Below are 23731 nucleotides of genomic sequence, written 5' to 3'. Positions count from 1 at the left end.
TCGCACATCCGTCCGGAGGGGGGCGGACGCGCCGGCTTCCGGTGCCGACAACCACAGGGACGGGCATGGGATCGCGGAACACTCACGCGCATCGACCACTGGGATTCAAGGGCCGGGTCTGGCTGGGGCTGGGCACGGTGCTGATCGGCGGCGCGGGGGTCTCCGCCGTCGCGTTCGCGAGTGAGACCGAGCCGGTCCACCACCGGGCGGCCCACGCGCCGGTCACCCCCCGGCTCTTCCACAACGCGCTGACCGAGCTGCCCGCCGACGCGGCGCCGGCCGGCCGTGCCCGCACCGCCGGGAAGCACGTACGGGAGCGGGGGCTGACCCGGCGCGCCACCCAGCCGTTCAACCTGCTCGGCGTCAGCTGGGACAGCGCCCGTACCGAGATCGGCGCCGCCGTCCAGGTGCGCACCCGGTCGCTGGAGACCCGGCAGTGGAGCGCCTGGACCGACATCGAGACCTCCGACAGCGCCCCCGACCCGGGCGGCCGCGAGGCGACCGGCGCCCGGGGCGCCACCGAGCCGCTGTGGACCGGCCCCTCCGACGGCGTCGAGGTCCGGGTCGTACCCGGCAGCGGCACCCGGAAGCTGCCGGACGGGCTGCGGCTGGACCTGGTGGCCTCCGGCGACCTCCCGACGGGCGACGGCAGCGCCGCACCGTCCGCCGAGGCGGCCGCCCCGCGCGGCGGCGCGGGCACCACCCTGGCCGACGCGGAGCCCGCCGCCGCGACGGCCCCCGCACCGTCGGTGTGCACCTCCACCGGCACCACCGCGACCGTGCCGGCCAAGCCGGTCTCCAGCGCGCCGCAGCCCGCCATCGTCAACCGGCAGCAGTGGGGCGCCGACGAGTCGCTGCGCGACCAGACCCTGCCGTGCTACTCGACCGACGGCGTCAAGGTCGTCTTCGTCCACCACACGGCGGACAGCAACGACTACGTCTGCACGACCGACCCCACCGACCCGAACGGCTCCGCCGCCCGGGTGCAGGCCGAGTACGCCTACCACGTGAAGTCCGAGGGCTGGCGCGACGTCGGCTACAACTTCCTGGTCGACAAGTGCGGCACCATCTTCGAGGGCCGCTGGGGCGGCGTCGACAACGGCGGCGGCGAGTGGCTGCCGGTCTTCGGCGCGCACACGTACGGCTTCAACGCGGGCACCATGGGTGTCGCCGTGCTCGGCACGTACACCAGCACCGCCGCCGACCCCGCCGTGCTCTCCGCCCTCGCCAAGCTCGCCAACTGGAAGCTCGGCATGTACGGCATCGCGCCCGACAGCAAGGTGACCATGGTCGAGATGGGCACCGACGACGTCTCGAAGAAGACGCAGCGCTACCCCTACGGAACCGCCGTCTCGCTGGACGCGATCTCCGGCCACAGCGACGCGTACGTCACCGAGTGCCCCGGCACCCAGCTGTACGCCCAGCTGCCCGCCATCCGCACCCTCGCGGCGACCGGTCCCGCGCCGGTGGCCGTGCCCGCCCCGGTGCTCGGGACGCTGACCGGCGCGGTCAAGTCCGGCAGTACCTGGTACACCACCGGCAAGGTCACCGTGCCGTGGTCGGAGAGCTGGCCGTCCGGGGAGTTCAGCCGGTTCGAGGTGCTGGTGGACGGCAAGGTCGCCGCCAGTCCCGCCGCCACCGCCCGGTCCGCCGCCGTCACCCTGGCGGCGGGCAAGCACACCGTCGCCGTACGGGCCGTCCACGTCCAGGGCAAGACCGCCACCTCCGCCGCCGCGACCGTGCTCGCGGACAGCACCAAGCCGGTCTTCAACACGGCGCCGAACATGCAGCTCCGGGCCGGCACCGTGAACGCCACCGCCATCCCGGTCACCCTGACCTGGAAGGCCACCGACAAGCAGCTGCTGAAGTCGGTCGCGGTCACCGGGCCCACCGCCAAGACGTTCGCCCCGGCCACCACCAGCTGGGCGACCACCGCCAAGCCGGGGGCCTCCCGCAAGTGGTCGTTCAAGGCGGCCGACGTGGCGGGCAACTCCACCACCGCGTCGGTGGCCCGCACCCCGGTGATCTACCAGGAGTCCGCCGCCGCCAAGACCGGCAAGTGGACCAAGCGCAAGAGCAGCAGCTACCTGGGCGGCGCCTCGTACTCAAGCAACAGCAAGAACGCCAGCCTGACCTGGACCTTCACCGGGCGCAGCGTGATGTGGCTGGTCTCCCGGGCGACCGACTCCGGCAAGGTGACCGTCTACGTGGACGGCAAGAAGATCGGCACCTATGACGTCAAGGCAAGCAAGACGATGTACCGCCAGGGCGTGTGGGGCAAAAACTGGAGCACCAGCGGCAAGCACAAGCTGAAGATCGTGATCCAGGCGACCAAGGGCCGGCCCACCGTCACCACGGACGGGATCGCCGTCCTCAAGTGAACCCCTGATCGGCCCACTGACGCGGCGGCCGTACCGGGAGATGCCCGGTACGGCCGCCGCGTCAGTGCAGCGCCCGCTCCACCGCCGAGGCGACCTCGGCCGCTCGGGCAGCGGGGAGCGGGTGGCCGGCCGGGTCGGTGACGTAGAAGGCGTCCACCGCGTCGGCGCCCAGGGTGCTGACCCTGGCCGTACGAACCCGGACGCCGGTCTGCTCCAGGGCGCGGCCGATCCGGTGCAGCAGCCCGGGGGCGTCATGGGCGCGCACCTCCAGCACCGTCGCACGGGCGGAGGAGCCGCCCGGCGCCACGGTCACCCGGGGCGGCGGGGCGCCGGGCCGGTGGCGGCGCGGGGCGGCGGCGTCGCGCTCGGCGAGGCGCCGGGCGACGTCCAGCCCGCCGTCCAGCGCGCGGCGCAGGTCGGCCCGCAGCCGGGCCGGCTCCGGCAGGTCGCCGTACTCGGCGGCCACCGTCCAGGTGAGCAGCAGGACCGGCCCGGCCTCCCGGACGGCCGCCGCCCGCACGGTGAGGCGGTGCAGCGCCAGCACCCCGGCGACGGTGCCCAGCAGCGCCGGCCGGTCGGGCACCGCGAGGACCAGCTCGGCGGCGGCCGGTTCACCGGACCGGGGGCCGGGCGGCTGGGCGCGGACGGCCAGCACCGGGCCGCCGCTGCGGGCGGCCTCCGCCGCCAGCCGCTGCTCGGCGGCGCCGGGCTCGGCGGGCGGCGGGGCCGGGGGCGCACCGCTGGTCAGCAGCGCCTCCGCCCGGCCGACCAGGTCGGCCACCAGCGACGCCCGCCAGTCGCTCCAGGCGGCGGGGCCGGTGGCCAGCGCGTCGGCCTCGGTGAGGGCGTGCAGCAGCTCCAGTTCGCGGGCGGTGCCGACCACCCCGGTGACCGCCGCCACGGTGGCCGGGTCGTCCGGGTCGCGGCGGGTGGCGGTGTCGATCAGCAGCAGATGGTGCCGTACCAGCAGCGCCAGCACCTCGGCGTCCGCGCCGCAGAAGCCCATCCGCAGTGCCAGGTCGCGGGTGATCACCTCGCCCGCCTCGGCGTGGTCGCCGGGCCAGCCCTTGCCGATGTCATGCAGCAGGGCGGCCACCAGCAGCAGATCGGGGCGGGCGACCCGGCGGGTGAGCGCGGCGGCGCGGACCGCCGTCTCCACCAGGTGCCGGTCCACCGTCCAGCGGTGCACCGCGTTGCGCTGCGGGCGGCAGCGCACCCGCTCCCAGTCCGGCAGCAGCCGGGTGACCAGCCCCTCGGCCTCCAGCGCCTCCCAGACCGGCAGGCAGGCGCTGCCCGCGCCGAGCAGGGTGACCAGCTGCTCGCGGGCCTCGTCCGGCCAGGGCACCGGCAGCGGGGCAGCTTCGGCGGCGAGCCGCCGTACGGTGGCGTGGGCGACGGTGATGCCGGCCTGGGCGGCCGCGGCGGCGGCCCGCAGCGGCAGCACCGGGTCCTGGGCGGGCCGGGCGCTCCGGGCGAGGACGGCCTCGCCGTCCTGCTCCACCACGCCCTCGGCCAGCGGCCGCCGCTGCACCGGGCCCCGGTCGACGGCGCCCGCGGTGCGGCCCGGCCCGCCGAACAGGAACGCCGGGCGCTGCGGGCGGCGGCCCCGGCGGGAGCGGGCGGCCAGCACCCGGCCCACCTCGCGCCAGGTGACGTCGGAGGCGTAGGCGACGGTGCGGGCGGCCCGGTAGACCCGGCGCAGCAGGGTGTCGGCGTCCAGTACGCCCAGTTCGGTGGCGACCTGGTCCTGCTCCTGGAGGCTGAGCCGGTCGGTGGCCCGTCCGGCGGCCAGGTGCAGGGCGTCGCGGACGTCCGCGAGGTGCAGTACGGCGGCGTCCAGGCCGTCGCGCGGGGCGTCCGCGAGCCAGGAGGCGGCGACGGCGTCCAGCGCCACGGCGTCGCGCAGGCCGCCCCGGGACTCCTTGAGGTCGGGCTCCAGCAGGAACGACAGCTCGCCGTGGCGCTCGGCCCGCTCCTGACACATCCGGTGCAGCTCGGGGAGGCGCTGCGGTGCGGTGGCCCGCCAGTCCGCGAGGACGGTGGAGCGCAGCGCGGCGGTGAGCGCGGGGTCGCCGGCGATGTGGCGGGCGTCGAGCAGGCTCAGCTGGGCCTTGAGGTCGTCGGCGGCGACCTCGCGGACGGTGGCGAGGTCGCGTACGGAGTGATCCAGGGCGGCGCCGCTGTCCCAGACCGGGTACCAGAGCTGCTCGGCCAGGGCGGGGATGCCGCTGCCCCAGGTGTGGCCGTCGTGCAGCAGCAGCAGGTCGAGGTCGCTGCGGGGGGAGAGGGCGCCCCGGCCGTAGCCGCCGACGGCGACCAGGGCGACGCCGACCGGGGCGGGGCCCGCCGTGGCGGAGGGGGCGCGGACGGCGGCGGCTGCGCCGGCCAGCAGGGTGGCGAGCCAGCGGTCGGTGAGGGCGGCGAGCGCGGTGCGGCGGTGGGCGCCGACCGGGCCGGGTTCGGCGAGCAGCCGCTGCCGGGCGGCGGCGTAGTCGGTGGGGCGGTAGCCGGTGGGCTGGTGGTCGGTGCGGCGGTGGTCGGTCGGGCGGTGGCCCCGCACGGGGGTGTGGGGGTCGCTGGGGGTGTGGGGCACGGTCATCGGGTGGTCCCCGTTCCGTCGTGCCACGGCCGTCACCGGTCGCGGCGGTGTCGCCCGGGGCGCGGGCGGCGGACCCGCGACCGGTGGCGTGCCGGTCGCGGGCCCGCCCGCTGCGCCGGGGCTCGGCTCACAGCGCGTCCGGGCCCCGCTGCGCCGGGGCTCGGCTCACAGCGCGTCCGGGCCCCGCTCCCCCGTACGGACCCGGATCGCGGTCTCCACGGGCACGGACCACACCTTGCCGTCACCGATCTTGCCGGTGCGGGCGGCCTTGACCACGACGTCGAGCAGGTCGTCGGCGTCGTCGTCCTCGACCAGGATCTCGATGCGGACCTTGGGCACCAGGTCGACGGTGTACTCCGCGCCCCGGTAGACCTCGGTGTGGCCGCGCTGCCGGCCGTAGCCGCTGGCCTCGGTGACGGTGAGGCCGTGCACACCGAAGGCCAGCAGGGCGTCCTTGACGTCGTCCAGCCGGTGCGGCTTGATGACGGCGGTGATGAGCTTCATCGGGCGTCGACCTCGTTCTGCTGGGTGGCGGTCTGCTGCGGGGTAGCGTGCTGCTGCGTGGCGTACTGCGGGGTGATCGTGGCACCGGTACCGGCACCGATCGGGACGGCCATCCGGGCCACACCGCCGCCGAGCGAGCCGAAGTCGTACGCCGTCTCCGCGTGGTACGCCTGGTCGAGGCCGGTGACCTCGTCCTCCTCGGCGGCCCGGAAGCCGATGGTGCGGTCGATGGCCTTGGCCAGCAGCCAGGAGACGGCCAGCGAGTAGGCCGCCACCGCGAAGGCACCCGCCGCCTGCTTGCCGAGCTGGCCGAAGCCGGCGCCCGCCGTGAGGCCGTCGGTGCTGTCGAAGACGCCGATCAGCAGGGTGCCGAGCAGGCCGCCGACGGCGTGCACCCCCACCACGTCGAGGGAGTCGTCATAGCCGAGCCGGTACTTCAGCCCGACCGCCCAGGCGCAGACGGCGCCCGCGATGACGCCGATGGCGATGGCGCCCCAGACGTTCACCGCGGCGCAGGCCGGGGTGATGGCGACCAGTCCGGCGACCGCGCCGGAGGCCGCGCCGAGCGAGGTGAAGGCGCCGTGCCGGAGGCGTTCGTAGCCGAGCCAGCCGAGCATCGCGGCGCCGGTGGCGATCTGGGTGTTGAGGAAGGCCAGGCCGGCGGTGCCGTCGGCGGCCAGGGCGGACCCGGCGTTGAAGCCGAACCAGCCGAACCAGAGCAGCCCGGAGCCCAGCATCACCAGCGGCAGGCTGTGCGGCCGCATCGGGTCCTTCTTGAAGCCGATCCGCTTGCCCAGCACCAGCAGGGCACCGAGTGCGGCCATGCCCGCGTTGAGGTGGACGGCGGTGCCGCCCGCGAAGTCCTTCACCCCGAGCTTGAAGATCCAGCCGCCGGACTGCCACACCCAGTGCGCGACCGGGAAATACACCACGGTCACCCAGAGGGTGATGAACAGCAGCCAGGCGCCGAACCGCGTCCGGTCCGCCAGCGCCCCGCTGATCAGCGCCGGGGTGATCACGGCGAACATCAGCTGGAAGGCGGCGAAGGCGAAGACCGGGATCGAGCCGGTCAGTGTGGTGTCGGTGATGCCCTTCATTCCAATGAAGTCCAGGTTGCCCAGCAGCCCGGCGCCGGAGTCGGCGCCGAAGGCGAGCGAGTAGCCGTAGGCCACCCACAGCACACTGACGATCCCGAGGCTGACAAAGCTCATCATCAGCATGTTCAGCACGCTCTTGACCCGCACCATGCCGCCGTAGAAGAAGGCGAGACCCGGTGTCATCAGCATGACCAGCGCTGCGCAGATGAGGACGAACGCGGTGTCGCCCGCGTCGAAGCCCTTGGGCATCGGCGTCTCCTTGGTGTGAGGCCGCTCCGCCCACGGGGTCCCGTCCCATCCTTCCCGTGGGTTGTCGGCGCTGCTTAGGAGACTGGCGGAGGCCGGTTTCGCCCGATGCGCCCGGCTGTTTCACGGGGGTGACGACCGCCACCGGGGTGTTACACCCCGGTGAACGGCCGTAATCGGGCGGACGCTGTCGGGCTGATGCCGCCGGGCTTGTGTCCGTCGGGCTTGTGTCCGTCGGGCTTGTGTCCGCCGGGCTTGTGCCGTCGGGCTTGTGCCGTCGGGCCGGGGGTCAGATCGCCGCCGCGTACTCGGGGAGCACCGTGGTGATCCGGTCGGACAGCTGCTGCACATCCGACACCGAGGCGTACTGCCGCAGCGCGGCGTCGGTGGTCTTGCGGATACGGGTGTTCAGCCGCTCGGAGCGGACCCGCTTGGCGATGTCGACCGCCTGGTTGGCCATGTCGGCGGCGGCCTCCGGCTCGCCCTGGAGCAGATGGACGCTGGACATGCCGATCAGGTTGAAGGCGTACGACCGCCGGTGGGTGGCGTCCGCGCTGAAGAGGTCCACCGCCCGCTCCATCACCGGGGCGGCCATCGACGCGTACATCGGGCTGCGGGTGGAGTGGTAGGCGAGGTCGCGGAAGGAGTGCGCGTTCTCCGCGTTGAGCTCGGCCTCGGAGAAGAAGGAGATCCAGTCCGGATCGGTGTCGTCGGCGCGCACATCGCCGAAGGTGTCCTCGGCCAGCCGGGCGGCGCGGTGGCAGCGGTTGACCTCGCCCAAATTGGCGTAGGCGCGGGCCTCCATGGCGTGCAGCAGCGCGGTGGTGCGGGGCGTGGCGGTGTCGCGGCTGCCGTACTGGGCGAGGTGGATCAGCTCCAGCGCGTCCTCGCCCCGGTTGAGGTGGATCATCTGGCGGCTCATGTCGGAGAGGATCAGCGCGCCGAACGGGCGGTCGCCGGCCTCCTTGGCCGCGTGCAGCGCCAGCACGTAGTACTTCTGGGCGCTGGGGTGCATCCCCACGTCGTACGACATCCACCCGGCCAGGTGCGCCAGCTCGGCGGTGAGCCGGAACAGGCGCCGGGTGGTGTCCGCCGGGTAGGTCTCCTGGAGCAGGTCGGTGACCTCGTGCAGTTGGCCGACCACGGCCTTGCGGCGCAGGCCGCCGCCGTTCTGCGCGTCCCACTGGCGGAACATCATGGTGGTCTGCTCCAGCAGGTGGAGCTCCGGCGCGGAGAGCCGCCCGGTGTGCGGCTCGCCGCCGTTGGCCGCGGTCAGGATGGGGGTGGGGGCACCCGCCGGGCCGGGGGTGAGCCAGCGCTGCATGGGCTCGATCAGGGCGGAGCCGGCGGTCAGCGCCAGCGAGGTGCCCAGGAAGCCCCGGCGGTTGAGCATCAGGTCGCTGCGGGAGTACTCGCTGATCAGCTGGACGGTCTGCGGGCCGCTCCACGGCAGGTCGACCTCGCCCGCGCCGGCCACCGGGACGGCGGTGCGCAGCCCCAGGTCGGCCACGCTGACCACCGAGCCGAACCGCTCGGAGAACAGCTCGGAGAGGATCTTGGGGATCGGCTCGCGCGGCTGCTCACCGTCCAGCCAGCGCCGCACCCGGGAGGTGTCGGTGCTGATGTGGTGCGCACCCGTCTGCCGCGCCCGGCGGTTGACCTGGCGTGCCAGCTCGCCCTTGGACCAGCCGCTGCGCACGAACCATGACGCCAGCTGCTCGTTGGGTTGCTTGTCTCCCACCGGAACGCCCCCATACCGGGTTACCCCGCTGCATGCCCGATGGTTCCGGGCGGTGTCCTGAGTAGTGCCGCGATCACTGCCACATCACTGATTCAGACTCGCTGCCGCACCCGGTCCTCTACCACCCGGCCGGTGACCCGCGAGCTGACGCAGCGCCGCGATCCGCCGACCGAACGTAACGCCCTGTGGGCCACTCGGGGGAGCGTCGACGGGGAATCGCCACCATTCGCCACCCCAACGAGTGAACACATCCCTGCCATCCCGCGATTGACTGGTAGCCCGTCGGCCCCGGGGGCCGACATCGCGGAGCAGACAGAAACCGTCCGCAACGACGATCCCACCATCCGCCCGCGTCCCGCAATGGCGGGTCGGGGCACACGGAAGCCCGGCGGCGCGCGACCCGACCCGCACGCCGCCCGTCCGCGCCGCCTGCCGCACCGGCATGGCGACCCACTGTCACCGAGCCGTAACCACCGGCAACCGCAACCCGTTGGGGGAGGCATGGACAACCTGTTCGGCGATCTCAGGTTCGGCTCGCGGTTCGGCTCGCGGCGCCGCACCCGCGCCACCGCCCGCCAGGCGGCGGCCGAGTACGCCGGGCGCTGGGGCTGGGCCGTCGCCGCCGGCCACCCCGCCGGGCGGAACCGGGGCGGCACCGGGGCCGCCGACTGCCACTGCGCCGCGCCGCACTGCGCGGCCCCCGGCCTGCACCCGGCTGGCGCGGCCTGCCCCGAGGCCGGCCCCGGGGCGGACCGGGCCCGGGTGCGGGCGCTCTGGGAGGAGCAGCCGCAGGCGTCGGTGCTGCTCCCGGCGGGCCGTACCTTCGACGTGCTGGACGTCCCCGGCGCGGCCGGCCGCCGGGCGCTGGTGCGGCTGGAGCGGATGGGCACCCGGCTCGGCCCGGTGCTCGCCTCCCCGGCCGGGCGGGCGCTGTTCCTGGTGGCGCCGGGCGCCGCCCGGCAGCTCCCGGAGCTGCTCTACACCATGGGCTGGGACGACGCCTCGCTCGACCTGGTCGGCCATGGCAGCGGCGCCTATGTGGCCGCGCCGCCCACCGTGCTCGCCGGGCTGGGCCCGGCGCACTGGTTGCGCCCGCCCACCGCGGAGAGCGCCGGCGCACCACCGGAGGCCCGGCTGCTGCTGGGCACGCTGGCGTACGCCTGCCACCGCAGCCGTGAGCCGGCCCGCGCCGAGGTGGCCTGGCTCGCCTCCTGACCTCCTCCCCCGCGTCGCGGGCGGGCCGGCTTCCCCCTCCCGGGCCCGCCCGCGACACACCGAGGGCCGTCCCCGTGCCGGATACGGGGACGGCCCTCGGTCTTGCTGCTGCCTGGTCGCTCGGTCTGCCGGTCAGTCCCCGATCAGCGCGTCCACGAAGGCACCCGGCTCGAACGGCGCCAGGTCGTCGGCGCCCTCGCCCAGCCCGATGAGCTTCACCGGGACGCCCAGCTCCCGCTGGACCGCGATCACGATGCCGCCCTTGGCGGTGCCGTCGAGCTTGGTGAGCACGATGCCGGTGATGTCCACCACCTCGGCGAACACCCGCGCCTGCACCAGGCCGTTCTGGCCGGTGGTGGCGTCCAGCACCAGCAGCACCTCGTCCACCGGGCCCTGCTTCTCCACCACCCGCTTGACCTTGCCCAGCTCGTCCATCAGGCCGGTCTTGGTGTGCAGCCGGCCGGCGGTGTCGATCAGGACGGTGTCGGCGCCCTCCGCGCTGCCCTGCTTGACCGCGTCGAAGGCGACCGACGCCGGGTCGCCGCCCTCCGGTCCGCGCACCGTACGGGCGCCGACCCGCTCGCCCCAGGTCTGGAGCTGGTCGGCGGCGGCGGCGCGGAAGGTGTCGGCGGCGCCCAGCAGCACCGTACGGCCGTCCGCGACCAGCACCCGGGCCAGCTTGCCGGTGGTGGTGGTCTTGCCGACGCCGTTGACGCCCACCACCAGCACCACGGACGGCCGGCCGGCCGCCTCGGCGGAGTGATCGGCCGAGTGCAGCGAGCGGTCGGCGTCGGTGCCGATCAGCGTGACCAGCTCCTCGCGGAGCAGCTGGCGCAGCTCGTCGGGGGTACGGGTGCCGAGCACCTTCACCCGGGTGCGCAGCCGCTCCACCAGCTCCTGGGTGGGGGTGACGCCGACGTCGGCGGTGATCAGGGTGTCCTCGATCTCCTCCCAGGTGTCCTCGTCCAGGTGCTCGCGGGAGAGCAGGGCGAGCAGGCCCTTGCCCAGCGAGGTCTGGGAGCGGGAGAGCCGGGACCGCAGCCGGACCAGCCGGCCGGCGGTGGGTTCCGGCACCTCCAGCGGCGGCGCGGCGGCGGCCGCCTCCGGGGAGACCGTCGTCTCGGGCGCGGTGACGCCCGGCGGCAGCTCCACCTCCTCGATGGTCCTGGTGGGGGTGTCCCTGGGCGTCTCGGCTTCCTCGCCGACCCGGGGCTCGACGGTCGGCGCGCCCAGCGTGGGGGCCGACGACGGGGGCAGTGTCTTGCGCCGTCTGCCGCTGACGACGAGGCCGGAGATCGCGCCGATGGCGACCACGGCGATGGCTACGGCAAGGATCACGTATTCCATAACCCCCCCAGTATCGGTGCTGAGCCCCCGCCGCCATACCTGCGGCACCCTGCGAGTCCGCCACGCGGCGGTGCGGGGCGGGAGGGGCCGGTCGGCCCCGCCCCGCCCCGCAGGGGGTCATGCCTCGGCGGCGGCGATGTCGCTGACCTCGGCGTAGGGCGCGAGTTTGCGGATCGTCTCGATGCCCTTCAGGCACTGGTCCCGGGTGTCGTACGCGTCCCCGACGATCAGGACCTGGCCGTTGCTCGCCTTGAGGCGGAAGCGGAGGGAGCCGGAGTCGTCGGTGTATATCTCGAACTTGCCTGCCATGGGATTCCACCTTCCGTAGGTCGCCCCCCAGCCGCACCGTAAGGTCGCGGCGGCGGTCCCGGCATCCCCGGCTCGGTCATTCGGGTCACGCGGCCCGGCGGGGCAGCGGTGCCCGGTGGGCTGCCGCCAGTCGCCGGGGACGGTGCCGGGTGCAGTCGCTGGTGCTCCCCGGGGCTGACGGCCGTCAGGCCGGGCTCGGGGCCGGCTGCGCGGGGACGGCGCGGGCGCGCGGGCGGCGCTCGCGGTGCTCCTCGCGCAGCCGCTGGCTGATCACCTGGGAGATGCCGTCGCCCTTCATGGTGACGCCGTAGAGGGCGTCGGCGGACTCCATGGTGAGCTTCTGATGGGTGATCACGATGAGCTGGGAGGACTCCCGCAGCTCCTCCATGATCCCGATCAGCCGGCGCAGATTGGTCTCGTCCAGCGCCGCCTCCACCTCGTCCATCACATAGAACGGGCTGGGGCGGGCCTTGAAGATGGAGACCAGCAGCGCCACCGCCGTCAGCGACCGCTCGCCGCCGGACAGCAGCGAGAGCCGCTTGACCTTCTTGCCCGGCGGCCGGGCCTCCACATCCACCCCGGTGGTCAGCATGTTCTCCGGGTCGGTGAGCAGCAGCCGCCCCTCGCCGCCGGGGAACAGCCGCGAGAAGACGCCCTCGAACTGCGCCGCCGTGTCGTGGTACGCGGCGGTGAACAGCTGCTCCACCCGCTCGTCCACGTCCTTGACGATGTCCAGCAGGTCGCGGCGGGTCTTCTTGAGGTCGTCCAGCTGCTCGCTGAGGAACTGGTGGCGCTCCTCCAGCGCGGCGAACTCCTCCAGCGCCAGCGGATTGACCTTGCCCAGCTGCTGGAAGGCCCGCTCGGCGGCGCGCAGCCGCTTCTCCTGCTCGGCCCGGTCGTACGGGCGGGGCGCCTGGGCGGCATCCCCGTCTCCCCCGGTCTCCCCGTCTCCCCCGGCGGTCGACGGCACCGGCTGGTCCGGGCCGTACTCGCCCAGCAGCGCGGCCGCCTCGATGCCGAACTCCTCCAGCGCCCTGGCCTCCAACTGCTCGATGCGCAGCCGCTTCTCCGCCCGCAGCACCTCATCGCGGTGGACCGAGTCGGTCAGCTTGTCCAGCTCCTCCTTCAGCTCCCGGCCGCGCGCCCGCTCCTGGCCCAGCTCCGCCTCCCGGCCGGCGCGCGCCTGCTCGGCGGCCTGCCGCTCGGCCGCCGCCCGTTCCAGCGACACCTCCACGAAGGCCAGCAGCCGCCGCGCGCCGTACGCCACCGCCGCCGCCACCGCCGCCTCCTGCTCGGCGCGCCGCCGCCGGGCGGCGGCGCGGGCGCGGGCCTCCCGCTCGGCGCGGGCGCCCCGGTCCAGCGCGTCCGCCCGGCCCGCCAGGCCGCGCGCCCGCTCCTCATGGGTGCGCACCGCCAGCCGGGCGTCCATCTCGGCCTGCCGCGAAGCGGCGGCCTCCCCGGCCAGCCGGTCGCGCTCGGCGCCGTCCGGCTCCGCCGCCGCCGGGGCCTGCTCGGCGGCGGCCAGCCGCTCGGCCAGCGCCCGGTGCTCGGCTGCGGCCTGCTCCAGCGCCGCCTGCGCCTTGGCCACCGCCGCGCCCAACCGGTCGGCCTCACCGGCGGCGGCCCTGGCCTGCCCGCCGAGCCGGCCGAGCTGCTGGGCGACGGCGGAGCGCTCCTTCTCCGCGCTGCGGCGGCGTACCGACAGCTCCTCCACCTCGGCGGCCAGCTCCCGGCGCCGCTCGGCGGCCTCGGCGGACCGCGCGGCCAGCTGTCCGGCCCGGTCGGTCAGCTCCGCCAGCGCGGCGGTGGCCTCGTCCACGGCGGCCTGGGTCTCCAGCAGACTGGGCGCCCCGGCCGAACCGCCATGGGCGAAGCCGCGGCCCAGCAGATCGCCGTCTCCGGTGGCGGCGGTCAGTTCGGGGCGGGCGGCGAGCAGCGCTTCGGCGTCGGCCAGGGTGTCCACCACGGCCGTGCCGGCCAGCAGCCGGCGGACGGCGGGCAGCAGCGCGGCCGGGGCCCGGACCAGGTCGGCCGCCCAGCGGGCGCCGGGCGGCAGGGCGCCCGCCGGGTCCGGCGCGGCGGGGGCCCCGGCGACCAGCAGCGCGGCCCGTCCGGCGTCGTCGGCGCGGAGCAGCCGCAGCGCGGCGGCCGCCCCGGCCACGGTGTCGACGGCGACCGCGTCGGCGGCGGCGCCCAGCGCGGCGGCGACGGCCGCCTCGGCGCCGGGGGCGACGGTGAGCAGCGTCGCGGCGGGGCCGAGGATGCCGCCGAGCCGGTCGGCGGCGGCGAGCAGCGCACCGGTGCCGTCCTTGCGGCGCAGCCCGAGGGCCAGCGCGTCGCGGCGGGCGGTGAGGGCGGCGCGCTCCTTCTCGGCGGCGGTCGCGGCGTCGCGGGCCCGGCTGCGGGCCTCCTCCGCCTCGGTGAGCCGGTGGCGGGCGGCGGTCCAGTCGGCCTCCAGCCGCTCGTCACCGGCGTCCAGCCCGTCGACCTGCTCCCGCAGCAGCTCGTACGCGGTCTGCGCGGCCTCGGCGCGGGCCACCGCCTCGTCGCGGGCCACCGCGAGCCGTCCGATCTCGGCCTCGGCGCCGGCCGCGCGGGAGGCGGCGGCGCCGACCTGTCCCTGCAACCGGGCCAGCCCCTCGCGGCGGTCGGCGAGGGCCCGGTCGGCGGCCTTCAGTCGGCGCTCCTCCTCGGCGAGGGCGCGTTCCAGCTCGCCGCGCCGCTCCACGGCCTCCGCGAGCGCGTACCGGGCCTCGTCCAGGGCTGCGCCGAGGGCGGCCTCCTCCTCGCGGACCCGGGCGGCCTCCCGCTCCATGTCCTCGGGGTCGCGGCCGCGCCGCTCCTCGCCGGGCGCGGCGGTGGCGTGCTTGACCCGGGCGTCGGCCAGCCCGACGGTGCCGCGCACCCGCTCGGCCAGCGAGGAGAGCTGGAACCAGGTCTCCTGGGCCTGCCGCACCTGCGGTCCCAGCTGGTTCACCTGCGCCTCCAGCACCGCTTCGCGCTGCACGGCGTTGGCGAGCTGCTGCTCGACGGTGGAGCGGCGCAGCCGTAGTGCCATCTCGTCCGCGACCTCGGCCTGCACGGCGCGGCGCAGGGTGACCAGGTCGTCGGCGAGCAGCCGCAGCCGGGCGTCGCGCAGGTCGGCCTGGATGACGGCGGCGCGGCGGGCGATCTGGGCCTGCCTGCCGAGCGGCTTGAGCTGGCGGCGCAGCTCCGCGACCAGGTCCTGCACCCGGTTGAGGTTGGTCTGCATCGCGTCCAGCTTGCGCAGCGCCTTCTCCTTGCGCTTGCGGTGCTTGAGGACCCCGGCGGCCTCCTCGATGAAGGCGCGGCGGCCGGTGGGGTCGGCGTGCAGTACGGAGTCCAGCTGGCCCTGGCCGACGATGACGTGCATCTCGCGGCCGATGCCGGAGTCGGAGAGCAGCTCCTGGATGTCCAGCAGTCGGCAGGTGTCGCCGTTGAGGGCGTACTCGGAGCCGCCGTTGCGGAACATCGTCCGGGTGATGGTGACCTCGGCGTAGTCGATGGGCAGCGCGCCGTCGGTGTTGTCGATGGTGAGGCTGACCTCGGCGCGGCCGAGCGCGGGGCGCCCGGCGGTGCCGGCGAAGATCACGTCCTCCATCTTGCCGCCGCGCAGCGACTTGGCGCCCTGCTCGCCCATCACCCAGGAGAGCGCGTCCACCACATTGGACTTGCCGGAGCCGTTGGGGCCGACCACACAGGTGATGCCCGGTTCGAAGCGGAGGGTGGTGGCCGAGGCGAAGGATTTGAAACCGCGCAGGGTGAGGCTCTTCAGGTGCACGCGCCGCTCTCCTCGCTCTCGTCCCGCACCTTGGACTCTAACGGGGAGCGAAGGGTGGGCCGGGTGAGGCGCCGCGCGGTTTCACCGCCATCGGTGACGGGCAACCTGTTGTCGACCAGACTGTTGCGGACGGGGGGAACCTGCTTGGGGAACGACGAAGGGACGCCGGTGAAGGCGTCCCTTGCAGATTCCCGGCGGCACCGCTGCCTGATCGGGTTGGATCAGGTGAGGGCGGGCTCCCGCTGAGGTACGTCGATGCTGCTGAGCAGCCTCTGCTCGTCAGCGACGGCAGCCAGGGCGTCGTTCTCGGCCTGCATCCGGTTCAGCTCGGATTCCAGATCCTGGACACGCTGCTGGAGCCGTCGCATCTCGGCGAGCAGTCGCGGGTCGGGACCGCCGACGTAACCGAGAAGCGCCTTTGCCATGATGAGTGGTCCTCCACGCTGAGTGACCGACCTTTGTGAGGTATGGGTCGAGGGGGAAGGGTGCGCACCGCCACGCGCTCTTCGCAGATCCAGAACAGCTCTGCCGGGGGAAACACGTACGGGTGAGCGGGTTTCCAGCGTCTCACCAAACGCTGTATGGGTCAACACGATCACAGCGCGCGACGCCGGTCGTCCACCCGTACGGTGGTGTGTCCACACCGTGGGGACGACTGCGACGGCCGGTGGCCGGGCGATCACTACTAGGTGCGGAGTCAACCACGTCCCGGCCTGACCTGGCAACCATGTGACGCGGGCAGTTGCCGGAAGCACCCTGCGGCGGGCCGTTCAGCGCATCCCGAAGCCGTCGTACCCGGCTCGTGGCGTGCTCCAGATCTCAGTGACGCCGTCGACCCTGCCGGGCGTGTCGGCCTCGCGCAGCAGCCGCAGCAGCCGCTCGCACTCCTCCCGCGCGCCCTCGGCCACCACCTGGACCCTGCCGTCGGACAGATTGCCCGCATAGCCGACCAGGCCGATCTCCAGCGCCCGGGACCGGGTCCACCAGCGGAAGCCGACCTCCTGCACCCTGCCGCGCACCCAGGCGGTCAACCGGACGTGTTCCTGCATGGGACGACCCTAAGGCGGCCGGTCTCGCCTTTCCCTCCAGCCCCACCTGTCATGCCTGTACAGTCCTGCCATCACTCGTACGGGTGAGTAGCAGGCTTGTATCACCGGTCGGGGGGATCGGGAGGGTTCCGCTCAGCCATGTCCCGGCACGCGCGTACGTCCGCTCCACAGCAGCAGCCGCAGTCCCCGGCCGGGGAGGTCCCGGGGCGGCGGCGCCATGCCGCTGCCGCCGCTCCCCCGGTCCCGCCCGCCGGGCCGTCCTCCCATCGCCGGGGCGGCCGGGCCAGGCGCCGCAGCAGGGGGCCGGCCCGCGCCGTGCTGGTGGTCTGCTGCACGGCGCTGGCGGCGGGCGCGGGCGGGGTGCTCAGCGGCGTGCTGCCGCTGCCCTCGGGGCTGCCCGGCACCGTGGTGGCGGCGGGCGACCCCGGCGGCGACCCCGGCGCGGACGGCGGCGGGGTGGCGGCCACCGAGACCGGGGGGCCCGCCGGGGCGCAGGCCGCCCGAGCGGCGCGGGGGCGGCCGTCCGAGGCGGCGGGACGGGACGAGGACCGGGCTCCGGCGCCGTCCGCGACGCCCTCCCGTACGAAGCGGCCCGCCCGGCCGTCCGCCACGGCCAGTGCCCGGGTCACGGCCGCCACGACCACCGTGACGACCGTACGGGCGACTGCCACAGCCACGGCCGTTGTCTCCACCGGGACGGCGGACGGCAGTCTGGCGGGACTGGCGGCCGAGGTGGTGTCGCTGGTCAACCAGGAGCGGGCCGCGGCCGGCTGCGGGCCGGTCACCGCCGACGCCCGGCTGGCCGCGCTGGCGGCGGCGTTCAGCGACGAGATGGCGGCGCGCGGCTTCTTCGACCACACCGACCCGGACGGCCGGTCGCCGTGGGACCGGGCCAAGGCGGCCGGGATCACCAATCTGGGCGGCGAGAACATCGCGCGGGGGCAGCGGACGCCGGCCGAGGTGATGAACGCCTGGATGAACAGCCCCGGCCACCGGGCCAACATCCTCAACTGCGACTACACCACCCTCGGCGTCGGTGTCCACCAGGGCACCGGCGGCCCCTGGTGGACCCAGGACTTCGGCTTCTGAGCCTGCCCCTGGCGGGGCGCTGGGTGGCGCGGAGCGTTGTGGTTCACACCACTCGGGGGCGGCGGGTACTGGCGGTGCGGCGCGCTACGGCGGTGGGGGGTTGCTCGCGCAGTTCCTCGCGCCCCTGGCGGGGCGTTGGGTGGCGCGGAGCGTTGTGGTTCACACCACTCGGGGGCGGTGGGGGGTTGCTCGCGCAGTTCCTCGCGCCCCTGGCGGGGCACTGGGTGGCGCGGAGCGTTGCGGTTCACACCACTCGGGGGCGGTGGGGGGTTGCTCGCGCAGTTCCTCGCGCCCCCTGGCGGGGGGCTGCCCCTCCGGGGTCAGGAGGGTGGTGGCTGGCAGGTGGGGCAGAAGTAGCTGGAGCGGTTCATCCACGGCTCGCGGCGGATCGGGGTGCCGCAGCGGCGGCACGGCTCGTCGCGGCGGCCGTACGCGTCCAGGTCGCGGGAGAAGTAGCCGCTCTCGCCGTTCACATTGACGTACAGGCTGTCGAAGCTGGTGCCGCCGACCGCCAGCGCCGCCGCCATCACCTCGCGCGCCGACTGGAGCAGCAGCGCCGTCTGCGGCCGGGTGAGGCTGGCCGTGGGCCGCTCGTAGTGCAGCCGGGCCCGCCACAGCGCCTCGTCGGCGTAGATGTTGCCGACCCCGCTGATCAGGCCCTGGTCCAGTAGGGCGCGCTTGACGGTGGTGCGGCGGCGGAGCAGCGCGGTGTGGAAGACCTCGTCGTCGAAGCGGGGGTCCAGCGGGTCCCTGGCGATGTGCGCGATGGCCAGCGGGGTGGCCTCCGGGTCGCCGGGCTCGGCCTCGTACACGGTGAGGCCGCCGAAGGTCCGCTGGTCGACGAAGCGCAGTTCGCGGCCGCCGTCGGTGAAGCGCAGCCGGACCCGCAAATGGGTCTCGTCCGGCGCGTCGGCGGGCTGCACCAGCAGTTGGCCGCTCATGCCGAGATGGCCGAGCAGCGAGAAGCCGGTGTCGGCCAGCGGCAGCCAGAGGTACTTGCCGCGCCGGTGGGCCGGTCCGAAGGTGCGCCCGGCCAGCCGGGCGGTGAAGTCCGCCGGTCCGCCGAGGTGCCGGCGGACGGCGCGCGGGTGCAGCACCTGTGCCTCGGCCACGGTGCGGCCGGTGACCCAGCGCTCCAGGCCGCGCCGGACCACCTCGACCTCGGGCAGCTCTGGCATGCGCTAGGCGGCCGGGGTGGTGCCGTCGGCCGGAGTGGCGACACCGTACTTGTCGCGGATGCCGTGCCAGGCGCTCTGCGCGGCCTTCTGCTCGGCTTCCTTCTTGGAGCGGCCGGTACCGGTGCCGTACTCCTCGCCGCCGACCCGGGCGGTGGCGGTGAAGGTCTTCTCGTGGTCCGGTCCCGCCTCGCTGACCAGGTACTCGGGCACGCCGATGCCCACCGTGGCGGTGAGCTCCTGGAGTGAGGTCTTCCAGTCCAGCCCGGCGCCCAGGTTGGAGGACTCCTCGATCAGCGGGTCGAAGAGGCGGTGCACCAGCTCGGAGGCGGCGTCCAGGCCCTGGTCGAGGTAGACCGCGCCGATCATGGCCTCCAGCGTGTCGGCCAGGATGGAGGACTTGTCCCGGCCACCGGTGCCCTCTTCACCCCGGCCGAGCCGGATGAAAGCACCCAGGTCGAGGCTGCGGCTCACCTCGGCCAGCGCACGGGAGTTGACGACCGCGGCCCGCAACTTGGCGAGCTGGCCCTCGGGCAGATCCGGGTGGATCCGGTAGAGGGTGTCGGTCACCACCAGGCCGAGCACCGAGTCGCCCAGGAACTCCAGGCGCTCGTTGGTGGGCAGGCCGCCGTTCTCGTACGCGAACGAGCGGTGGGTGAGAGCACGTACCAGAAGGGCGGGCTCGAGTGTGTACCCGAGCCGCCCTTCCAGGACGTCGTTGGTGGTCGAGGTCGGCCGCCCGACCGCCTTACCCGTGGACTCGGCCCCGGATGAGGCACCCTTGCGAGAGGTCGTGGTTCCGTCCGACATCGATCCTTGCACCCGCCGATCAGACCGACAGGACCTGGCGGCGGTTGTAGGTACCGCAGCTCGGGCACGCGATGTGCGCCAGCTTCGGCTCGTGGCAGCGGTCGCATGCCACCAGGGCCGGGACCGCAGCCTTCCACTGCGAACGGCGGTGGCGCGTGTTGCTGCGCGACATCTTCCGCTTCGGAACAGCCACGGCTACTTCTCCTGGTTCTCGGCAGCACCCTTGCGGGCACCGCTGTCCTCGTCGTTCCCGTCACCCTCTCCCCCGGCCTTCGGCCGGGGGTGCCCCCCTTCGGGGGCGGCGGAGAGTCCTTGCAGTGCCGCCCACCGGGGGTCGACGGCGTCATGGTGGTGGTCCGGGTCGTCGCTCAGCCGCGCTCCGCACTCGGAGCACAGGCCCAGGCAGTCGTCCTGGCACACCGGCTGCAGCGGCAGTGCGAGCACCACCGCGTCACGCAGCACCGCCTGGAGGTCGAACAGGTCGCCCTCCAGGCGGTAAGTCTCTTCCTCGTCGTCCTCGTCGGACGGCCCGGCCGCGACACCGCGGACCCGGTCGTCCTCCGGGTAGTAGTACAGCTCCTGGAAGTCCACCTCGAGGTCGTCCTCGACGGGCTCCAGACAGCGTACGCACTCGCCGCGGAGACGGGCGGCGGCGGTACCGGTGACCAGTACGCCCTCCACCACCGACTCCAGCCGCAGATCCAGCTCGACGGGGCTGCCGGCGGGGACGCCGATCACGTCGATGCCGAAGTCGTCGGGGGCCTCGATGGTGCGGGTCACCCTGCGCATCGAACCCGGACGACGGCCCAGCTCGTGCGTGTCGAACACGAGGGGGTCGCGGTGGTCGAGGCGGTTCAGGATGTCCTGCTTCCTACGGCTCCGCGCGGTGAGGTGCGGAGCATACGGCTCGTGTGACTTGCGGCTCTGCGTCCCGACCGTCCCCCTGGGAGGGGAGTCGGGGCAGCCGACAACCCCGGCGCTGAACAGGCCGGAGCAGTCAGGATACCGGACCTGGGGGCCAGGCCCAACTTCGCTCCCCCGAGGCCCGCTGCGGGGCCGCTGCGGGGCCGCGCTCAGCGGCCGCCGCCCAGCTCCCGCAGCCGCGCCACGTCGATGACGCTGGTGTCGAAGAAGCTGGTCTCGTCCAGCCCGCCCTGCTGCTGCGGCACCGGAGCCTGCTCGGGGTAGCCGCCCTGCTGGGCGCCCCAGCCACCGTACGCCTCCTGCTGCGGGGCGTAGCCGGGCTGCGGCGGGTAGCCGGCCGCCTCCGGGCCCTGGGGGTAGCCGCCGACCGGGTTGCCGTACGGGTCCTGGGCGGCGGCCGGGTCGTGGCCCGGCCAGACCGGCTGGGCCTGCTGGGCCTGCTGGTCGGGGTAGCCGTAGCCGTACATCTCGGGGTACCCGCCCTGCCCGTCACCGAGGGCGGCGGCAGCGGCGTACGGGTCGGTGCCGGCCGGGGCGTACGGGTCGGCGGCGGCAGCGGCGGCGTACGGATCGGCACCGGGCTGCTGCGGCCAAGCGGGCTGGGCGGGCTGGGCGGGCTGGGCGGGCTGCGTGGGGTCGGCCCAGCCGGAGCCGCCGGGCACCTCGTCCTGGAACCAGGGCCGGCCCATCTCCTCGGCGGCGCCGGGGGCGCCGCCCTCCTCCGCCTCGGCGGCGGCGAAGCCGGCCGCGACGGCCTCGGCGCGGTCCTTGTGCTGCTGGGCCTGGTCGGCGGCGGCCAGATAGGCGGCCAGCTCGTCGATCGGCTGCTTGCCGAGCAGCTTGTCGCGGCCGCGCCCGACCGCCTCCAGGGTCTTGCTGAGCACCGTCTCCAGGGTGGCGAGCTTGACGTCGACGTACTCGTCCACCTCGGGGCTGGGCGAGACCCGCGGCCGGAACTCCTCGCCCTCCTCGCCGCCCTCGCCGTTCAGGTAGACCGGACTCTGGCCGTACTCGCCGCCCGCGTCGGGCCCGTGGCCGAGCAGCTTCTCCCGGCCCCGGCCGACCGCGCCGAGCGTCTTGGTGAGGACGACCTCGAAGTTGGCCAGCTTGCTGTCGACGTAGTCGTCGGCCTCCCGGCGCAGCTCCGCCGCCTCGGCGCGGGCCTCGGCGAGGATGCGGTCGGCCTCGGCCTGGGAGGTGCGGACCACCTCGGTGCCGGAGACCAGCGAGCCCCGCTCGGCGTGGGCACCCCGGATGATCTGCTCCGCCTCGGCGCGGGCCTCCGCGACCACCTGCTCATGGTCGGCCATCACCGCCTGGGCCTGGGAGAGTTCGGCGGGCAGTGCCTCCCGCAGCTCCCGCAGCAGGCCGATCAGCTCGGACCGGTTGACGACGCAGGACGCCGACATCGGCATGGATCGGGCGCTCTCGACGGCCGCGACGATGTCGTCGAGCTTGTTCTGCACGTCCACTGTGGCTCACGTCTTTCCGTGTGCGCCGGGGTGCGGCGGGGCGGCCCGGAAGCTGAGCGCCCGGTCGAACTCTACGACCACCGGGGGGTTCCGGGTGAACGGGTCCGGGGCCGCGACCCGGCCGGGCGGCGGCTGGTGACAGATCGGCAGAAAGCGTGTGCCCGGCGGCTACCGCTCGGCGGCGCGCTCGGCCATCCGCGCGGTGAGCCGGCGCAGCACCGGCCCGGGGACCAGGTGGCCGACGTCGCCGCCGTACGCCGCGACCTCCTTGACCAGGCTGGAAGAGAGGAAGCTGTAGGTCGGGGAGGTGGGCACGAAGAGGGTCTCCACGCCGGACAGGCCGTGGTTCATCTGGGCCATCTGCAACTCGTAGTCGAAGTCGCTGACCGCGCGCAGGCCCTTGACGATCGCCGGGATGCCCCGGTCGCGGCAGAAGTCGACCAGCAGGCCGTGGTGCGACTCCACCTGGACGTTGCCGTAGTCGGCGGTGACCTCCTCGATCATCCCCATGCGCTCCTCGACCGTGAACAGGCCGCGCTTGGCGGGGTTGATCAGGACGGCGACATGCACGACGTCATAGAGCTTGGAGGCACGCTCGATGATGTCGAGATGGCCGTTGGTGATGGGGTCGAAGGACCCCGGACAGACGGCGCGGCGCAACACGTGATCCTCGCTCTCCGGCCCCGGCGGCTCCGCCGTGAGGGTGGGCCGATCTGCTACCCGTTCGTTCCCGGCCGAACCGGACACATCATGATCCCGGAGCGGCGGCGGCGCGACCGTACCAGAGTGTCCCCTCGCCGTAGCGGCGGGAGCGCAGCGGCTCGAACCCCGTCGGCCAGCCGAAGTCGCCGCCCCTGGTGCTGCGTTCCACGGTGGCGAGTGCGTCGGCGGCGAGCCAGCCCCCGGCGTGGAGTGTGAGCAGGATCTCGCGTACCCCGGCGTCGGTGACCGCGTACGGCGGGTCGAGGAAGACCAGGTCGTAGGGGACGGCGGGCGGCGGCTCCTCGACCACCCGCTCGGCCTTGCCGTGCCGGACCTCGGCGCCGGGCAGCGCCAGGGTGCGGACGTTCTCCCGGATGGTCCGGGCGGCGCGGGCGTCGGCCTCCACCAGCAGGGCGTGCGAGGCGCCCCGGGAGAGCGCCTCCAGGCCGACCGCGCCGGAGCCGCCGTACAGGTCGAGCACCCTGGCCCCGTGCAGGGTGCCGCGCAGCGACTCCCAGGTGGAGAAGAGCGCCTCCCTGGCCCGGTCGGAGGTCGGGCGGGTGCCCTGTCCTGGCGGCACGGCCAGGCGGCGGCCGCCGGCCGCTCCGGCGATCACGCGGGTCATGGGGCTGGGCTTCCTCGGGGTCGGCGGTGGGGTACGCGCTCCACGCTATACGGCGGGAGCCCCGGCGGCGGTCCGGCGGGGCTCCCGCAGGCCGGTCTAGGAGGCGTCGGTGGCGGGTGCCTGGTCCGGTGCGCCGAGCAGGGTCGGGGAGGCGTAGCGGGACCAGGACAGGCAGCCGTCGGGCGGGCAGTACTCGGGGCGGCGCGGGTCATGGCCCAGCTCGCGCAGCTTGGTGCGGACGGAGTCGGGGGTGCGGCCGAAGCGGGCGGCGACCCGGGCCACGGTCTCGCCGTCGTGGAAGCGCCGCACCAGCTCCTCCTCGTGCTGCGGCACCCAGGGGGCGCCGTGGCCGGGGTAGAGCTCGCGGAGCACATCGCGGTCGGGGATGGGCTCGGAGACGTCGGCAACGATGGCGAGCGCCCGCAGCGCGCGGTTGAGGGCGATGCGCAGCGAGGCGACGTCCTCCACCGGGAGGCGGAGCCGGCCGGAGGCGAGCGGGTCGGCGGCCTGGCCGTCCCGCCAGCCGGTGAGGGTCAGGGTGACTTCGCGGTCGTCGTCGCTGGCGAGCTCGATCCGGAAGACCTTGTCGCCGAGCGGGAGTTCGTTGAGGTGACGGAATGCCATGTGATGAGCCCCCAGGTGTC

At 74.6% G+C, this 23731-nt stretch carries 20 protein-coding genes; 3 read left to right on the top strand and 17 right to left on the bottom strand.

The window, feature by feature from the left end:
• The first annotated feature begins 65 nt into the window (after positions 1 to 65).
• The gene (locus ACIQGZ_RS07640; RefSeq protein ID WP_402599895.1) at positions 66 to 2381 is read left to right on the top strand and encodes a peptidoglycan recognition protein; all 2316 of its coding nucleotides are present in this window, start codon (positions 66 to 68) and stop codon (positions 2379 to 2381) included.
• Positions 2382 to 2442: 61 nt separating this feature from the next.
• Here the strand turns inward: ACIQGZ_RS07640 and ACIQGZ_RS07635 are convergent, their stop codons facing one another.
• The 4 genes from ACIQGZ_RS07635 to ACIQGZ_RS07620 form a co-directional block, all read right to left on the bottom strand.
• Positions 2443 to 4980 carry a [protein-PII] uridylyltransferase gene (locus tag ACIQGZ_RS07635; RefSeq protein ID WP_402599894.1) on the bottom strand — a complete coding sequence of 846 codons (2538 nt, stop codon included), beginning with the start codon at positions 4978 to 4980 and terminating at the stop codon, positions 2443 to 2445.
• 165 nt (positions 4981 to 5145) lie between these two features.
• Positions 5146 to 5484, bottom strand: a complete 339-nt coding sequence (locus ACIQGZ_RS07630) for a P-II family nitrogen regulator (RefSeq protein WP_402599893.1) — start codon at positions 5482 to 5484, stop codon at positions 5146 to 5148.
• Positions 5481 to 6830, bottom strand: a complete 1350-nt coding sequence (locus tag ACIQGZ_RS07625; protein WP_402599892.1) for an ammonium transporter — start codon at positions 6828 to 6830, stop codon at positions 5481 to 5483. The genes ACIQGZ_RS07630 and ACIQGZ_RS07625 overlap by 4 nt, the downstream gene beginning before the upstream one ends.
• 286 nt (positions 6831 to 7116) lie before the next feature.
• The gene (locus ACIQGZ_RS07620; RefSeq protein WP_402599891.1) at positions 7117 to 8568 is read right to left on the bottom strand and encodes a hypothetical protein; all 1452 of its coding nucleotides are present in this window, start codon (positions 8566 to 8568) and stop codon (positions 7117 to 7119) included.
• Positions 8569 to 9069: 501 nt separating this feature from the next.
• Here ACIQGZ_RS07620 and ACIQGZ_RS07615 point away from each other — a divergent pair.
• The gene (locus ACIQGZ_RS07615; RefSeq protein ID WP_402599890.1) at positions 9070 to 9783 is read left to right on the top strand and encodes a bifunctional DNA primase/polymerase; all 714 of its coding nucleotides are present in this window, start codon (positions 9070 to 9072) and stop codon (positions 9781 to 9783) included.
• A 132-nt stretch (positions 9784 to 9915) separates the two neighbouring features.
• Here the strand turns inward: ACIQGZ_RS07615 and ftsY are convergent, their stop codons facing one another.
• From ftsY to ACIQGZ_RS07590, 5 genes are all read right to left on the bottom strand, one after another.
• The gene (ftsY, locus tag ACIQGZ_RS07610; RefSeq protein WP_402599889.1) at positions 9916 to 11130 is read right to left on the bottom strand and encodes a signal recognition particle-docking protein FtsY; all 1215 of its coding nucleotides are present in this window, start codon (positions 11128 to 11130) and stop codon (positions 9916 to 9918) included.
• 117 nt (positions 11131 to 11247) lie between these two features.
• Positions 11248 to 11439 carry a YegP family protein gene (locus tag ACIQGZ_RS07605; protein WP_402599888.1) on the bottom strand — a complete coding sequence of 64 codons (192 nt, stop codon included), beginning with the start codon at positions 11437 to 11439 and terminating at the stop codon, positions 11248 to 11250.
• Positions 11440 to 11623: 184 nt separating this feature from the next.
• Positions 11624 to 15241, bottom strand: a complete 3618-nt coding sequence (gene smc, locus ACIQGZ_RS07600; RefSeq protein WP_402599887.1) for a chromosome segregation protein SMC — start codon at positions 15239 to 15241, stop codon at positions 11624 to 11626.
• A 221-nt stretch (positions 15242 to 15462) separates the two neighbouring features.
• Positions 15463 to 15666: a hypothetical protein gene (locus tag ACIQGZ_RS07595; protein WP_230655036.1), complete on the bottom strand. Its 204-nt coding sequence runs from the start codon at positions 15664 to 15666 to the stop codon at positions 15463 to 15465.
• 345 nt (positions 15667 to 16011) lie between these two features.
• Positions 16012 to 16290, bottom strand: a complete 279-nt coding sequence (locus ACIQGZ_RS07590; protein WP_402599886.1) for an acylphosphatase — start codon at positions 16288 to 16290, stop codon at positions 16012 to 16014.
• A gap of 138 nt (positions 16291 to 16428) precedes the next feature.
• Here ACIQGZ_RS07590 and ACIQGZ_RS07585 point away from each other — a divergent pair, with 138 nt between their 5' ends.
• Entirely contained in the window at positions 16429 to 17379 is a 951-nt protein-coding gene (locus tag ACIQGZ_RS07585) for a CAP domain-containing protein (RefSeq protein ID WP_402599885.1), read from the top strand.
• Between the two features lie 320 nt (positions 17380 to 17699).
• On the opposite strand, the gene mutM is transcribed toward ACIQGZ_RS07585, so the two are convergent.
• The 8 genes from mutM to ACIQGZ_RS07545 form a co-directional block, all read right to left on the bottom strand.
• Positions 17700 to 18557: a bifunctional DNA-formamidopyrimidine glycosylase/DNA-(apurinic or apyrimidinic site) lyase gene (gene mutM / locus ACIQGZ_RS07580; protein ID WP_402599884.1), complete on the bottom strand. Its 858-nt coding sequence runs from the start codon at positions 18555 to 18557 to the stop codon at positions 17700 to 17702.
• Between the two features lie 3 nt (positions 18558 to 18560).
• The gene (rnc, locus tag ACIQGZ_RS07575) at positions 18561 to 19364 is read right to left on the bottom strand and encodes a ribonuclease III (protein WP_402599883.1); all 804 of its coding nucleotides are present in this window, start codon (positions 19362 to 19364) and stop codon (positions 18561 to 18563) included.
• A 19-nt stretch (positions 19365 to 19383) separates the two neighbouring features.
• Positions 19384 to 19557 carry a 50S ribosomal protein L32 gene (gene rpmF, locus ACIQGZ_RS07570; protein WP_111492989.1) on the bottom strand — a complete coding sequence of 58 codons (174 nt, stop codon included), beginning with the start codon at positions 19555 to 19557 and terminating at the stop codon, positions 19384 to 19386.
• Positions 19558 to 19559: 2 nt separating this feature from the next.
• Entirely contained in the window at positions 19560 to 20144 is a 585-nt protein-coding gene (locus ACIQGZ_RS07565) for a YceD family protein (protein ID WP_402599882.1), read from the bottom strand.
• A gap of 293 nt (positions 20145 to 20437) precedes the next feature.
• On the bottom strand, positions 20438 to 21760 hold the full coding sequence (locus tag ACIQGZ_RS07560) for a cell division initiation protein (protein ID WP_402599881.1): 1323 nt from the start codon (positions 21758 to 21760) through the stop codon (positions 20438 to 20440).
• A gap of 168 nt (positions 21761 to 21928) precedes the next feature.
• The gene (coaD, locus tag ACIQGZ_RS07555) at positions 21929 to 22420 is read right to left on the bottom strand and encodes a pantetheine-phosphate adenylyltransferase (protein ID WP_402599880.1); all 492 of its coding nucleotides are present in this window, start codon (positions 22418 to 22420) and stop codon (positions 21929 to 21931) included.
• Between the two features lie 88 nt (positions 22421 to 22508).
• Complete coding sequence (gene rsmD, locus ACIQGZ_RS07550) at positions 22509 to 23087, bottom strand: 16S rRNA (guanine(966)-N(2))-methyltransferase RsmD (RefSeq protein ID WP_402599879.1); 579 nt, start codon at positions 23085 to 23087, stop codon at positions 22509 to 22511.
• 96 nt (positions 23088 to 23183) lie between these two features.
• Entirely contained in the window at positions 23184 to 23711 is a 528-nt protein-coding gene (locus ACIQGZ_RS07545; RefSeq protein WP_402599878.1) for a hypothetical protein, read from the bottom strand.
• Positions 23712 to 23731 lie beyond the last annotated feature (20 nt).

It is taken from the genome of Streptomyces sp. NPDC092296 (genome assembly GCF_044755465.1).
In the GTDB taxonomy this organism is placed as follows: Bacteria; Actinomycetota; Actinomycetes; order Streptomycetales; family Streptomycetaceae; genus Peterkaempfera.
The sequence above is the reverse complement of the archived record's forward strand: the minus strand, read 5'-3'. Positions and strand labels throughout refer to the sequence as shown.